9 protein-coding genes are annotated in these 14,211 nt (G+C 64.5%); 8 read left to right on the forward strand and 1 reads right to left on the reverse strand.

All coding sequences use genetic code 11. The features are described from left to right. Positions 1–121 precede the first annotated feature (121 nt). Both argE and Q0C42_RS17190 read left to right on the forward strand, forming a co-directional pair. Positions 122–1,279 carry an acetylornithine deacetylase gene (gene argE / locus Q0C42_RS17185; protein ID WP_295078738.1) on the forward strand — a complete coding sequence of 386 codons (1,158 nt, stop codon included), beginning with the start codon at positions 122–124 and terminating at the stop codon, positions 1,277–1,279. Then, complete coding sequence (locus Q0C42_RS17190; RefSeq protein WP_295078741.1) at positions 1,276–2,616, forward strand: FAD-binding oxidoreductase; 1,341 nt, start codon at positions 1,276–1,278, stop codon at positions 2,614–2,616. Before argE ends, Q0C42_RS17190 begins: the two co-directional genes overlap by 4 nt. Here Q0C42_RS17190 and Q0C42_RS17195 read toward each other — a convergent pair. Beyond that, the gene (locus tag Q0C42_RS17195) at positions 2,613–2,810 is read right to left on the reverse strand and encodes a heavy-metal-associated domain-containing protein (protein WP_295078744.1); all 198 of its coding nucleotides are present in this window, start codon (positions 2,808–2,810) and stop codon (positions 2,613–2,615) included. The two genes, Q0C42_RS17190 and Q0C42_RS17195, sit on opposite strands and share 4 nt — an antisense overlap. A gap of 252 nt (positions 2,811–3,062) precedes the next feature. On the opposite strand from Q0C42_RS17195, the gene Q0C42_RS17200 reads away from it, so the two are divergent. From Q0C42_RS17200 to Q0C42_RS17225, 6 genes are all read left to right on the forward strand, one after another. Next, entirely contained in the window at positions 3,063–5,456 is a 2,394-nt protein-coding gene (locus Q0C42_RS17200) for a glycogen/starch/alpha-glucan phosphorylase (RefSeq protein ID WP_295078747.1), read from the forward strand. A 34-nt stretch (positions 5,457–5,490) separates the two neighbouring features. Continuing rightward, positions 5,491–7,662 carry a 1,4-alpha-glucan branching protein GlgB gene (glgB, locus tag Q0C42_RS17205; RefSeq protein WP_295078750.1) on the forward strand — a complete coding sequence of 724 codons (2,172 nt, stop codon included), beginning with the start codon at positions 5,491–5,493 and terminating at the stop codon, positions 7,660–7,662. A gap of 37 nt (positions 7,663–7,699) precedes the next feature. Next, on the forward strand, positions 7,700–8,971 hold the full coding sequence (glgC, locus tag Q0C42_RS17210) for a glucose-1-phosphate adenylyltransferase (RefSeq protein ID WP_295078753.1): 1,272 nt from the start codon (positions 7,700–7,702) through the stop codon (positions 8,969–8,971). A 64-nt stretch (positions 8,972–9,035) separates the two neighbouring features. Then, complete coding sequence (gene glgA, locus Q0C42_RS17215; RefSeq protein WP_295078756.1) at positions 9,036–10,460, forward strand: glycogen synthase GlgA; 1,425 nt, start codon at positions 9,036–9,038, stop codon at positions 10,458–10,460. Next, positions 10,457–12,583, forward strand: a complete 2,127-nt coding sequence (gene glgX, locus Q0C42_RS17220) for a glycogen debranching protein GlgX (protein ID WP_295078759.1) — start codon at positions 10,457–10,459, stop codon at positions 12,581–12,583. Before glgA ends, glgX begins: the two co-directional genes overlap by 4 nt. Then, on the forward strand, positions 12,580–14,211 hold the full coding sequence (locus Q0C42_RS17225) for an alpha-D-glucose phosphate-specific phosphoglucomutase (protein ID WP_295078762.1): 1,632 nt from the start codon (positions 12,580–12,582) through the stop codon (positions 14,209–14,211). Before glgX ends, Q0C42_RS17225 begins: the two co-directional genes overlap by 4 nt.

Genomic DNA, 14,211 nt, shown 5'->3' on the forward strand with positions numbered 1-14,211 from the left:
CGATTCTACCCTGTTCCCCCGGCATTATGACCGATCTTCACATCAATCTGCCAGATATTGACTAAGGCGAGCCTGAACGACAGGCTGGCCACCAGATATAGGTTTGGCAAGGGAAATCACGATGACCGCACTGACGCCGCGTCAGATTCTGGATCAGTTGGTCAATTTCCCGACGGTCAGCCGCGATTCGAATCTTGCGCTGGTCGACTGGCTGGAAGGCTACCTGGTCGGCCAGGGGGTGAAGTGCTTCCGGCACTGGAACGAGGACCGGCAGAAGGCGGCGCTGATCGCCCATGCCGGCCCTTGGGTCGAGGGAGCCGTGGTGTTGTCGGGGCACTCGGACGTGGTGCCGGTGGAAGGGCAGGCCTGGACCTCGGACCCCTGGACGGTCGTGGAACGGGACGGGCGGCTTTACGGGCGCGGGACCTGCGACATGAAGGGTTTCGTCGCGCTGGCGGTCTGGGCGGTAGTCGAGGCGCAGCGTCGGGGCGTGGCGAAGCCGGTGCAACTGGCGCTGTCCTATGACGAGGAGGTCGGGTGCACGGGTGCGCCGCCGATGATCGAGACGATGCAGGGCGTGGTGCCGAAAGGGGCCATCGCGCTGATCGGCGAGCCGTCGCGGATGAAGGTGATCACCGGGCACAAGGGCGGCACTGGCTACAACGTGCATGTGAAGGGGTATGAGGTGCATTCCTCGCTGCTGCCCGAGGGGGTTTCGGCGGTGATGGAGGCGGCGCGGCTGATCGGGTGGGTGAACGACCACAACGACGCGATCCAGGCGCGGCCGCGCGGGGCGATCGGGGGCCGGTTCCATCCGCCGTTCACGACGCTGCATGTCGGCCGCATCCAGGGCGGAACTGCGGACAACATCACGGCAGCGGACTGCCGGTTCGCGGTGGAGATGCGCTGCGTGCCGGATGACGACGCCGAAGCGCATGCGGGGGCCTTCCGGGCCGAGGCGCAGCGGCTGGATGCGGCGCTGAAGGCGCGGCGGCCCGAGGCGGGGGTGCGGCTGGAGAAGTTCTTCGATGTCTCGCCCTTGCGGCCCGAGGTGGATGGCCCAGCGGAGGCTTTGGCGCGGGCGCTGACCGGTGAGAATGCCACGGGCGTGGTGTCCTATGGCACCGAAGCTGGGCAGTTCCAGGATGCAGGGTACTCGGCGGTGGTGATCGGGCCGGGAGATATCGCCCAGGCGCATCAGGCGGATGAATATCTGGAGGTCAGCGAGTTCCAGGCCGGGCAAAGGTTCATGGAGCGGCTCCTGGAGCGGCTGCAGTGAGCTTTCCGATTTCGGAGGCCTCTCCGATCCGGTTTTCTGCCGCTCTGCCCGCGCGGGCCGACGTGGTGGTGATCGGCGGCGGGGTGATCGGGGTGATGACGGCCTGGTTCCTGCGCGAAAAGGGCCTGTCGGTCGTTGTCTGTGAGAAGGGCCGGATCGCAGCCGAACAGTCGGGTCGCAACTGGGGCTGGGTGCGCCAGCAGGGGCGGGACCCTGGCGAGTTGCCGATCATGGTGGAAAGCCTGTCGATCTGGAAGCAGTTGGCATTGCAGATGGGCGACGGTCTGGGCTTCAAGCAGACCGGCGTCCTTTATCTGGCGAAAACCGAGGCGGAGATCGCCGGGTTCGAGGCCTGGACGGAACATTCCCGCGCGCATCAGCTGGACACGCGGCTTTTGACGGCCGACGAGACGTTGGGAATGCTGAAAGGCGCTGTATCGCCGTGGAAGGGCGGGCTTTTCACCGGCTCCGACGCGCGGGCGGAGCCCTGGGTGGCGGTCCCGGCGCTGGCGACGGCAGCTGTCGAGAAGGGCGTCATGATCCGCGAGGCCTGCGCTGTCAGGGGGCTGGACCTTTCGGCGGGCAAGGTTGCGGGCGTGGTGACGGAGGCGGGGCGGATCGCCTGCGACCATGTGGTCGTCGCGGCGGGGGCTTGGTCGCGGCTGTTCCTGGGGAGCCTTGGCATCCGCATCCCGCAGCTTTCGGTGCTGGCCTCGGTCGCCGCGACCGAACCAATGCCGGAAATATTCCCTGGCAATGCGGCGGATGATGATTTCGCCTTTCGGCGTCGGGCGGACGGGGGATATTCCATCGCCCCAGGCGCGCGGCATGACTTCTTCATCGGACGGGATGCGTTTGAAAGCTTTGGCGTCTATCTGCCCGTACTGAAAAAGGATTTTCGGTCGACCAACTTCCGCGCCGCCGCTCCGAAAGGCTTTCCGGATGGCTGGGGCACACCGCGCCGCTGGGCTTTGGACCGCGAAAGTCCTTTCGAGCGGCAGCGCGTCCTGAACCCTGCGCCAAAAATGCGGACTTTGTCCGCAGTGCAGGAGAGTTTTGCCCGCGCCTTCCCGTCGCTGGGGCGCCCGAAGCTGAAATCGGCATGGGCGGGGATGATTGACAGCCTGCCGGATGTGGTGCCGATCGTCGACCATGCGCCGATCCCCGGACTGACCATCGCCACGGGCATGAGCGGGCATGGCTTCGGCATCGGGCCCGGCATGGGCCGCGTGGTGGCGGATCTGGTCACCGGCAGACCGGCGGGGCACGACCTGAGCCGGTTCCGCCTGTCGCGCTTCAGCGACGGCAGCCCGATCCGGCCCGGCCCCAGTCTTTAGGCGACAGTGGCCGGATAGCCCGCCTGGTCCAGCGCCTTGATCAACTCGGCCGCGAGGGCAGGGCCGGTCACTTCGACCTTGCGGGTGGAAAGATCCACCGTCACAGAACCGGTTTCAGGCACGGAGCCAAGCGCGGCTTCAACCGTTGCCTTGCAGTGGTTGCAGGACATGTCAGGAACGGAAAGTGTGGTCATGGAGTATCCTTTCAGCCATCGATTGGTCCAGACCGCGCCCGCCGCGTCAAGGGGTTGCAGTCAGGCTGTCACACCTCGGCCAATCTGCCGCAAAAATCGCCGAATCACGTTTCCAAAACGCTTTAAATCACTTAGAGAGACTTATTGTTTGCGGTAACAGGGGTGATCCGACTGACCGCTGCCGAAAGCCCGCTTGACCGCCGCCTCAAGGCGCTTAGGCTTTCCCTGGAGTAGACCTTGCTGGACAAATCCGTGACCGATCTGAGCGTAACCCCGAACATTCTGCAGGCAAGTGTCCTGCGCCACCTGACGTTTACCGTGGGCAAGGATGCGCCGCACGCCAGCGCGCATGACTGGCGCATGGCGCTGTCCCATGCGATCCGCGACCAGATCGTCGAGCCCTGGTTCGCCTCGACCCGCCGGACCTGGGCGGAAGACCGCAAGCGCGTCTACTACCTGTCGATGGAGTTTCTGATCGGCCGCATCCTGGAAGATGCGACGATCAATCTGGGCCTTTACGACATGGCCGCCGAAGCGATGGCGCATTTCGGGCAAGACATTCGGGTGGTGATCGACGACGAGCCGGACGCGGCCTTGGGCAACGGCGGGTTGGGGCGGCTTGCGGCCTGTTTCATGGAATCGATGGCGACGCTGGGCTGCCCGGCCTATGGCTATGGCATCCGCTACGAGCACGGTCTTTTCCGCCAGCACTTCGACCAGGGCCGGCAGATTGAGACGCCGGAGAACTGGCTGGCGCAGGCGCATCCCTGGGAATTCGCGCGCCCTGAAAGCCGCTATACCATCGGCTTCAAAGGTCATGTCGAAAGCCGGGACGGCCGTGACACCTGGTATCCGCAGGAAACCGTGACGGCGGAGGCCTTTGATACTCCGGTCGTGGGCTGGCAGGGCAAGTGGGCCAACACGTTGCGGCTTTGGGGGGCGAAGGGGACGACGAACTTCGATCTCGAACGCTTCAACCGCGGCGATTACACCGCGGCTGCAGAGCCTGAGACCTTGGCGCGTACGTTGAGCCGGGTGCTTTACCCGGACGACACCACCTATCAGGGCAAGGAATTGCGGCTGAAGCAGGAATTCTTCCTGACCTCGGCTGCCTTGCAGGACATCCTGCGGCGGTTCCTGTCGAACCATTCCGATCTGCGGGCATTGCCGCGGCACGTGGCGATCCAGATGAACGACACGCATCCGGCGATCGCGGGGCCGGAACTGATCCGGCTGCTGTCGGACGAGCATGGGCTGCCGTTTGATGAAGCACTGACCGTGGCGCGGGCCTGTCTGGGCTATACCAACCACACCTTGTTGCCGGAAGCGCTTGAAAAGTGGGCGACTTTCACCTTCGGCAACGTGCTGCCGCGCCACATGCAGATCGTCGAGAAGATCGACAGCTGGCATCGCCGCGCCTATCCGAACCGGCCGCATTACGTGGGCATCGTCAAGCACCAGGAAGTGCGGATGGGCGAGCTTGCGTTCATCATGAGCCACAAGGTCAACGGCGTCTCGGCGCTGCATTCCGACCTGGTGAAGCAGAACCTGTTCCCCGAGCTGAACGCCTTGCACCCGGGGCGGATCATCAACCAGACCAACGGCGTGACGCCTCGTCGTTGGTTGCGGATGGCGAACCGGCCCCTCTCGACGCTGATCACCAACAGCATCGGCCCGGGCTGGGAGGCTGACCTTGACCGTCTGCGTCAGTTGGAGCCGCTGGCAGGGGAAGCCGGGTTCCGGGCGGAATTCGCGACGGCCAAGCGCGAGAACAAGGTGCGCCTGTCGAACTGGATCGGGCGCGAGATGGGGGTGCAGGTCTCGCCCGACGCGATGTTCGACGTGCAGATCAAGCGCATCCATGAATACAAGCGGCAGCTGCTGAACATCCTCCAGACCGTCGCGCATTGGCAGCGGGTCCGGGCGAACCCGAAGGCTGGATGGGTGCCCCGGGTCAAGATTTTCGGCGGAAAGGCCGCGCCGGGCTATGCGGTGGCGAAGGAAATCATACGGCTGATCAATGATGTGGCCGAGGTTGTTAACAATGACCCGTTGACGGGTGACCTGCTGAAGATCGTCTATCCGCCGAACTACAACGTGACGATGGCCGAGCGGGTGATCCCGGCTTCGGACCTGTCCGAGCAGATCTCCACCGCCGGGAAAGAAGCGTCGGGCACCGGGAACATGAAGTTCATGATGAACGGGGCGCTGACCATCGGGACGCTGGACGGGGCCAATGTCGAAATTCTTCAGGAGGTTGGGGAGGAGAACTTCTTCCTCTTCGGACTGACTGCCGAGGAAGTCGGCAAGCGCCGCGCAGACCCCGATCACGCCAAGAAGGCGATCGAGGCGAGCCAGCCCTTGATGGACGTCCTTCAGATGATTGCCGAAGGACGCTTCTCGCCCGAGGAGCCGGACCGGTATCACGGACTGGTTCACCGGGTCTGGCACCATGACTACTTCCTGGTGGCGGCAGATTTCGCGGCCTACCACGCGGCCCAGGGTGAGGTCGACACGGCCTATCTCGACCGGGACCGTTGGTGGCGCATGGCGGTGATGAACACGGCGCGGAGCGGGTTCTTCTCGTCCGACCGCACGATCCGCAGCTACATGGAAGAGATCTGGCAGGCGACGTCCGCGCTTTAAGGGCGCAGTCCGACAGGCTTTCGGGAGGGGAAGCATGGCTGAGACGACACTCGACAAAGGCGCGGCCGAGGCGATTGCCGGGGGCTTGCATGGCGACCCGTTCTCGGTCCTTGGGGCGCACAAGCGGGCCAAGGGCTGGGAGATCACGGCCTTTGTGCCGGGTGCGGAACGGCTGTGGGTCCGGACTGGCAAGACCGAAGCAGAGGCGATTCCTTATCCAGGTGTTCCGGGCGTGTTCACCCATCAGATCGCGCGCAAGGTCGGTTACAGCTTCCGCGCAGAAGGCCATGGTTCCGCGTGGGAATTCGAGGACCCGTATCGCTTCGGCCCGGTGCTGGGCGAGATGGATGAGTACCTTTTGGGCGAAGGGACTCACCGCCGCCTGTGGCAGGCGCTTGGAGCGCACGTGATAACGCATGAGGGAGTGGATGGCGTGCATTTCGCCGTCTGGGCACCCAACGCCGAACGCGTCAGCGTGGTGGGCGACTTCAACGTCTGGGACGGGCGGCGGAACCCGATGCGTCGGCGGGGCGCGACGGGGGTGTGGGAGATCTTCATTCCCGGCGTGGGCGAGGGCACGGCCTACAAGTACGAGATCAAGGGCCAAGGGGGCGTGGTGCTGCCGCTGAAAGCCGATCCCGTGGGGTTCGGTTCTGAACATCCACCTGCAAATGCCTCTGTTGTCAGGACAATTCGCGGCGACTGGCGCGACGGCGCCTGGATGGAAAGCCGAGCTGCGGCGCATACCATCGACGCCCCGATAAGCGTTTACGAAGTGCATCTGGGGTCCTGGCGGCGTGCGCCCGGCGACCGGATGCTGAGCTATCTGGAACTGGCCGAGCAGTTGGTGGACTATGCCGCCGACATGGGCTTCACCCATATCGAGTGCCTGCCGGTCAGCGAGTTTCCCTTCGACGGATCATGGGGATACCAGCCGGTCGGCATGTTTGCACCCACGATCCGGCATGGCACGCCCGAAGAGTTCCGGGCCTTTGTCGATGCGGCACACCGCAAGGGGCTGGGCGTGATCCTGGATTGGGTTCCGGGGCATTTCCCGACGGATGCGCATGGGCTGGGCCAGTTCGACGGCACGGCGCTGTACGAACACGCCGACCCGCGCGAGGGGTTCCATCAGGACTGGAACACGCTGATCTACAATTACGGTCGGGTCGAGGTAAAGAACTACCTGGTCAGCAACGCCCTGTATTGGCTGGAGGAGTATCACATCGACGGCCTTCGGGTCGATGCGGTGGCCTCGATGCTTTACCGCGACTACAGCCGCAAGCAAGGAGAGTGGGTCCCGAACAAGGACGGTGGCCGCGAGAACTATGAGGCAATCGACGTCCTGCGGTCGACCAACATCATCGCCTATGGCGAAGTGCCTGGGATCATGACGATCGCCGAGGAATCGACGGCATTTCCGGGGGTATCGCGGCCCGCGAACTGGGGCGGGCTGGGCTTCGGGTTCAAATGGAACATGGGGTGGATGAACGACACCCTTTCGTACATGCAGAAGGACCCGCTTTACAGGAAGTATCACCATCACCAGATGACCTTCGGCATGGTCTATGCCTGGTCCGAGAATTACATCCTGCCGATTTCCCACGACGAAGTGGTGCACGGCAAAGGCTCCATGCTGTCGAAGATGCCTGGCACCGCTTGGGAAAAGTTCGCGAACCTGCGCGCCTATTACGGGTTCATGTGGGCGCACCCGGGCAAGAAACTGCTGTTCATGGGGCAGGAGTTTGCCCAAGGCGCCGAGTGGAACCACAACCAGAGCCTCGACTGGCATCAGCTTGATATTGCGGAACATAAGGGAATGCAGCGGCTGGTGCGCGATCTGAACCGGGTCTACCGCGAAACGCGGGCGCTGCACGTCAACGACACGCGGCCCGAGGGCTTTGCCTGGATAGAGTCCAATGATGCGGATGCCGGTGTCTTTTCCTGGATCCGCAAGGGTGCCGACAACGACAAGCAGGTCGTGGCCGTGGTGAACATGACCCCGGTGGAGCGCACCTACCGGCTGGGTCTGCCGGCCGCGGGCAAATGGCATGAGATCCTGAACACCGATGCCGAGGCGTACGGCGGGGGCAACCGTGGCAACCTGGGAGGGGTGACCACGGAAAAGACGCCCTGGCATGGGCTTACTCAATCGGCGCTTGTCACACTGCCGCCCTTGTCGGCAGTCTATCTGCAACAGGATTGATTTCGGCGGGTTGAACCGCTTTGGGGAGGGAAGAGTGATGAAGGCAAGACCGAACCAGCGCCTGTCGAGCCAGGCCATGGCGTTCGTCCTGGCGGGGGGGCGTGGCAGTCGCTTGAAAGAGCTGACCGACCGGCGCGCGAAACCGGCGGTCTACTTCGGTGGCAAGACGCGGATCATCGACTTTGCGCTGTCGAATGCGCTGAACTCGGGCATCCGGAAGATGGCGATTGCCACGCAATACAAGGCGCACTCCCTGATCCGCCACGTCCAGCGCGGCTGGGGCTTCTTCCGGGCCGAGCGGAACGAATACCTGGACATCCTGCCGGCCAGCCAGCGGATGGACGAGGTGAACTGGTATCGCGGGACGGCGGATGCCATCGCGCAGAACATCGACATCATCGACAGCTACGGCATCAAGTACGTGATCGTGCTGGCAGGCGACCACATCTACAAGATGGATTACGAGGTGATGCTGCGCCAGCATGTCGAGCAGGCGGCGGACGTGACCATCGGGTGCCTGACCGTACCGCGGATGGAGGCGACGGCTTTTGGCGTGATGCACGTCGATGACACGATGCGGATCACCGATTTCCTGGAAAAGCCGAAGGACCCGCCGGCGATCCCAGGCGATCCGGATCACGCGCTGGCGTCGATGGGGATCTATGTTTTCGACTGGGCCTTCCTGCGCGACCTTCTGCTGCAGGACATGCAGGACGACAATTCAAGCCACGATTTCGGATTCGACCTGATCCCGAACATCGTCAAGAACGGCAAGGCCGTGGCGCACAAGTTTTCGGACAGCTGCGTCACCAGCGGGCTGGAGACGGAGCCCTACTGGCGCGACGTGGGGACGATCGACGCGTTCTGGCAGGCCAACATCGACCTGACGGATTTCACCCCGAAGCTGGATATCTATGACAGCTCGTGGCCGATCTGGACCTATGCCGAGATCCTGCCGCCAGCAAAGTTCATCCATGACGAGGATGGGCGGCGCGGGTCGGCGGTGTCGTCGCTGGTCAGTGGAGACTGCATCGTGTCGGGCTCGTCGGTGTCGAATTCGCTGCTGTTTACCGGGGTCAGGACGCATTCCTGGTCCAGTCTGGAATACGTCGTGGCGCTTCCGCAGGTCTGCGTGGCCCGCAAGGCGCAGTTGAAGAACTGCGTGATCGACCGGGGGGTCATCATCCCGGAGGCCCTAGTGGTGGGCGAGGACCCTGAGGAAGACGCGAAGTGGTTCCGGCGGTCCGAAGGCGGGATCGTGCTGATTACCCAGGACATGCTGGACGCCCGGGCCAAGGCGCTTGGCTGAACGACTGGACCTTGCCCGGGGTAAACGTTAACTCCGGGCGGGAAGTTACGGAAAGGCATGGCGAATGGGCGGTCGGGTTCTGTCGGTGGCCTCGGAATGCGTCCCGCTGGTGAAGACTGGCGGGCTGGCGGATGTGGTGGGTGCTTTACCCCGGGCGCTGGCAGGGACCGGCTGGGACATGCGGGTCTTGCTGCCAGCCTACCGCGCGCTGCGGGAGCGTTCGGCGCATTGGCCGGTGGTCTGGGAGGAGCCGGACCTTTGGGGTGGCGCCGGGCGGGTGCTGGCGGGTGAAGAAGCAGGCGTACCACTTCTGCTTCTGGACGCGCCGCATCTTTATGACCGGGAGGGGGGGCCTTATTCCGGGCCGACCGGGGAGCACCCGGATAATGCGATCCGCTTTGCGGCGCTGTCCTGGGTCGCCGCCCGGATCGCGCGGGAAGGGTTGGACGGGTGGAAGCCCGATGTCCTGCACGCGCATGACTGGCAGGCGGGGCTGGCTCCGGCTTATCTTGCCTATCACGGCAATGGCGGCTGCAAGTCGGTCATCACCATCCACAACATCGCCTTCCAGGGCTGGGCGCCGGGACACATGCTGGGCATCCTGCGCCTGCCGGGCCACGCCTTCCACGCGGACGCCCTGGAGTATTACGGCGGTATCTCGACCCTGAAGGCAGGATTGGTGACGGCGGACTGGATCACCACGGTTTCGCCCAGCTATGCGGCCGAGATCATGCGGGAAGAGTTCGGGATGGGGCTGCAGGGTGTCATCGGTAACCGCGCTGCCGTGGTCTCGGGCATCCTCAATGGGGTCGATACAGAAAGCTGGTCGCCGCAGGTCGAGGACCCTCCGTTCGGGCCGAAGGCGCTGACGGGCAAGGCCGCCTGGCGCACGAAGCTGTGCGATGAATTCGGGCTGGAGGTGCCGGGCCCGCTGGCCATCGTCGTCAGCCGACTGACAGACCAGAAGGGCATCGACCTTTTGCCGCAGGTGGTCCCCGACTTTGTGGTCGGCGGGGGTGGGCTGATCGTGCTGGGGTCGGGCGAGCCACATCTGGAAACCGCTATGCGCGACCTTGCGGGGCGGTTCCCGGGGCGGGTCGCAGTGCAGATCGGCTATGACGAGAAGCTAAGCCACCGGCTGTTTGCGGGGGCGGATGCAGTGCTGGTGCCCAGCAGGTTCGAGCCCTGCGGGCTGACACAGATGTATGGGCTTCGCTATGGCACCTTGCCTGTCGTAAGCATGGTCGGCGGGCTGGCAGACACGGTAATCGGGGCGTCTCCGGCGGCTTTGGCGGCGGGGGCGGCAACCGGAGTGACCTTCCATCCCGTTGATGCGCTGGCCTTCGGGCGCGCACTGACGCAACTTCTGGAACTGCACCACCTGCCGAAGCTTTGGTCCAAGCTGCGGGCCAACGCGATGGCGCAGCCGGTCGGGTGGGAAACCTCGGCCGTGGCCTATGCGGGTCTTTACGAAAGGCTGACCGCGTGACACCGCAGACCGTCTCGCTGCCCGCGCGGCTGCAGGGCCATGCGGTCAGTCCGGGCCGGCCATGGCCGATGGGCGCAAGCCTGACCGGCGACGGGGTGAACTTCGCGGTCTTCTCGGCCCATGCCGAACGGATCGAACTTTGCCTGTTCACGCCGGACGGCCGCAAGGAGCTGTGCCGCCTCCCGATCATCGAGCGCGACGGGGACATCTGGCACATCCATGTGGGCGGTCTGACGGTGGGCACGGTTTACGGCTTTCGCGCGCATGGGCCTTATGCGCCGGAGCAGGGGCACCGGTTCAACCCGAACAAGCTGCTTCTGGACCCATATGCCCGCGCGCTGGAGGGGCGGCTGAAGTGGTCGGACGCGCTGATGGGCTACAAGATCGGCAGCCCCCGCGGCGACCTCAGCTTCGACACCCGCGACAGCGCCTTTGCGGTGCCGAAGGCGGTGGTGACGGACCCGTCGTTCACTTGGGGCAACGACCAGTCGCCCCGGACCCCGCGGATCGATACCGTGGTCTATGAGGCCCACGTCAAGTCGATGACCGCCCTGCATGCGGGTGTGGAGAAGGGGTTGCGGGGGACCTACCTGGGCCTTTCGTCGGACCGGGTGATCGACCATCTGGTGAAGCTGGGCGTCACTGCGATCGAGCTTCTGCCGGTGCAGGCCTATATCGACGACCGCTTCCTGGTGTCGAAGGGACTGCGGAACCACTGGGGCTACAACACGATGGCGTTCTTCGCGCCGGAACCCCGCTACATGAGCCAAGGCGCGCTGTGGGAGTTCCAGACCATGGTCCGCCGGTTCCATACCGCGGGGATCGAGGTCATCCTGGACGTGGTCTACAACCACACCGCGGAGGGCGACGAGTGGGGCCCGACGATCAGCTTCCGGGGTCTGGACAACGCAAGCTACTACCGCTTGAGCGGGGGCGGTCGGACCTATGCCAATGACGCGGGAACCGGCAACACGCTGAACTTGACGCATCCGATGGTGCTGCGAATGGTGATGGATTCCTTGCGCTACTGGGTCGAGATGACTCATGTGGACGGCTTCCGGTTTGACCTCGGCACGGTCCTGGGACGCGAGGCGCACGGGTTTGACCCGAACGGCGGTTTCTTCGATGCGATCCGGCAGGACCCGACGCTGAGCCGCGTGAAGCTGATCGCAGAGCCTTGGGACATCGGCCCTGGCGGCTATCAACTCGGGGCCTATCCACATCCGTTCCTGGAATGGAACGACAAGTTCCGCGACGGTATGCGCCGGTTCTGGAAGGGCGATGCGGGGCTGACCCGCGACCTGGCGGCGCGCATCCTGGGCAGCGCGGAACGCTTTGACCATTCTGGGAGGGCAGCGACTTCGTCAGTGAACTTCATCACCAGCCATGACGGCTTCACCCTGGAGGACCTGGTCAGCTTCACCATCAAACGCAACTTCGCCAATGGCGAGGACAACCGTGACGGTCATCACGAGAACCACAGTGACAACATGGGGGTCGAGGGTCCGACGAAGGACGCCAAGGTGCTCGCGGCGCGGTCGCTTCGGAAGCGGAACCTGCTGGCGACCTTGATGTTGTCCCAAGGGGTGCCAATGCTGCTGGCGGGGGATGAGATCGGACACAGTCAGGGCGGCAACAACAACGCCTATGCGCAGGACAACGAGACGTCCTGGATCGACTGGGCGAAGACGGACGAGGGGCTGGTAAGCTATGTCGCACGGCTGGCCGAGCTGCGGCGGGAGCTTCCGGTCCTGCGCCAGCGCCGTTTCCTGCATGCGCGCAAACGGCTGGCCGACGGGTTGCCGGACGTGATCTGGCGGCGGCCGGACGGGACCGTGCCGCAATCCGAAGAATGGCACGATCCGGCATTCCGCTGCCTTTGCGTCGAGATGCGCATGCAGGCGGAAGGCGGCGACCCCAATCCCGAGGCGGTGTTTGCCGTCTTCAACACCGGCGCGGTGGCGGCGCTGCACCTGCCTGACACTGCGCCCGGATGGGAGTTGCTGCTGGACACGACGCGGCCGGATTTCGCGCCCTTGGGCCTTGCCTCGGACCTGACAACCGCGCCTGCGCAATCCGTTCTGCTATTCCGGTCACTGACCGGCAAGGGAGGAAGACCATGAGCCAGATCACCACCGTCCGGACGCAGCCGATTGCAGGGCAGAGGCCGGGGACCAGCGGGTTGCGGAAGAAGACTCCGGTCTTCATGGGACGGCATTACCTGGAGAACTTCGTCCAGGCGATCTTTGATGTTGTGGGGGCGGAGGGGAAGACCTTCGTCCTTGGTGGGGACGGGCGCTATTTCAACGACCGCGCAGCGCAGGTGATCCTGCGTATGGCGGCGGCCAATGGCGCGGCACGGGTGATCGTGGGGCAGGGGGCGATCCTGTCGACTCCCGCCGCGAGCCACCTGATCCGGCTGAACAAGACCGATGGCGGGATCATCATGTCGGCGAGCCACAACCCCGGCGGGCCGGAGGAGGATTTCGGCGTCAAGTTCAACATGCCCAACGGCGGGCCCGCGCTCGAAGGCGTGACCGAGGCGATGTACCAGCGCACGACCGAGATTACCGAATACAAGGTGCTTGAGGCTCAGGACGTGGACCTGTCGCGGGTCGGGCGGCACCAACTGGGCACGATGCTGGTGGATGTCGTGGACCCGGTGCGGGATTACGCCGCGCTGATGGAGACGCTGTTCGACTTCCCCGCAATCCGCGAGATGTTCGCAGGCGGGTTCCGGATGCGGATGGATTCGATGTGCGCCGTGACGGGGCCTTACGCGGTGGAGATTCTGGAAAAACGCCTGGGCGCGGCGAAGGGGACTTGCGTGAATGCGACGCCATTGCCGGATTTCGGGGGCATGCACCCCGACCCGAACCCGACCTGGGCCAAGGCGCTGATGGACGAGATGTTCTCGGACGCAGCGCCCGATTTTGGTGCGGCCTCGGATGGCGACGGCGACCGCAACATGGTGGTCGGGCGGGGGATCTATGTCTCGCCCTCGGACAGTCTTGCAGTACTGGCGGCGAATGCGCACCTGGCGCCGGGTTATGCCAAAGGATTGAAGGGTGTCGCGCGGTCGATGCCAACCAGTGCGGCGGCGGACCGGGTGGCGGATGCGCTGGCGATCGGGAAGTTCGAGACGCCGACCGGGTGGAAGTTCTTCGGGAACCTTCTGGACGCCGGGAAGGCGACGATCTGCGGCGAAGAGAGCTTCGGTACCGGGTCCGATCACGTTCGCGAAAAGGACGGGCTTTGGGCGGTTCTGCTGTGGCTGAACATTCTGGCGGTCCGGAAGCAGTCGGTGTCGGACATCCTGCAGGGCCACTGGTCGCGGTACGGGCGGAACTACTACAGCCGGCATGACTTCGAGGCGATCGAAACGGGCCGTGCCGACGCGATGATGGCCGCACTGCGTGCGTCTCTGGGTGCATTGCCGGGCCTCACGGTCGAAGGCATGACCATCCAGGCGGCGGATGATTTCGCCTATACTGATCCGGTCGATGGCTCGATCAGCCTGAAACAGGGCGTGCGCGTGATGTTCGAGGATGGCTCGCGGATCGTGTACCGATTGTCCGGAACCGGAACCGAAGGGGCAACGCTGCGGGTCTACCTGGAACGCTATGCCCCCGGTCCGGACGGGCTGGCCCACGACGCGCAGGAGGCGCTTGCCCCTGTGATCCGCGCCGCGCACGAACTGGCAGGAGTCGCGGCCCATACCGGGCGCACTGCGCCTGATGTTGTAACCTGA

Source organism: Tabrizicola sp. (assembly GCF_022842145.1).
Lineage (GTDB): Bacteria > Pseudomonadota > Alphaproteobacteria > Rhodobacterales > Rhodobacteraceae > Tabrizicola.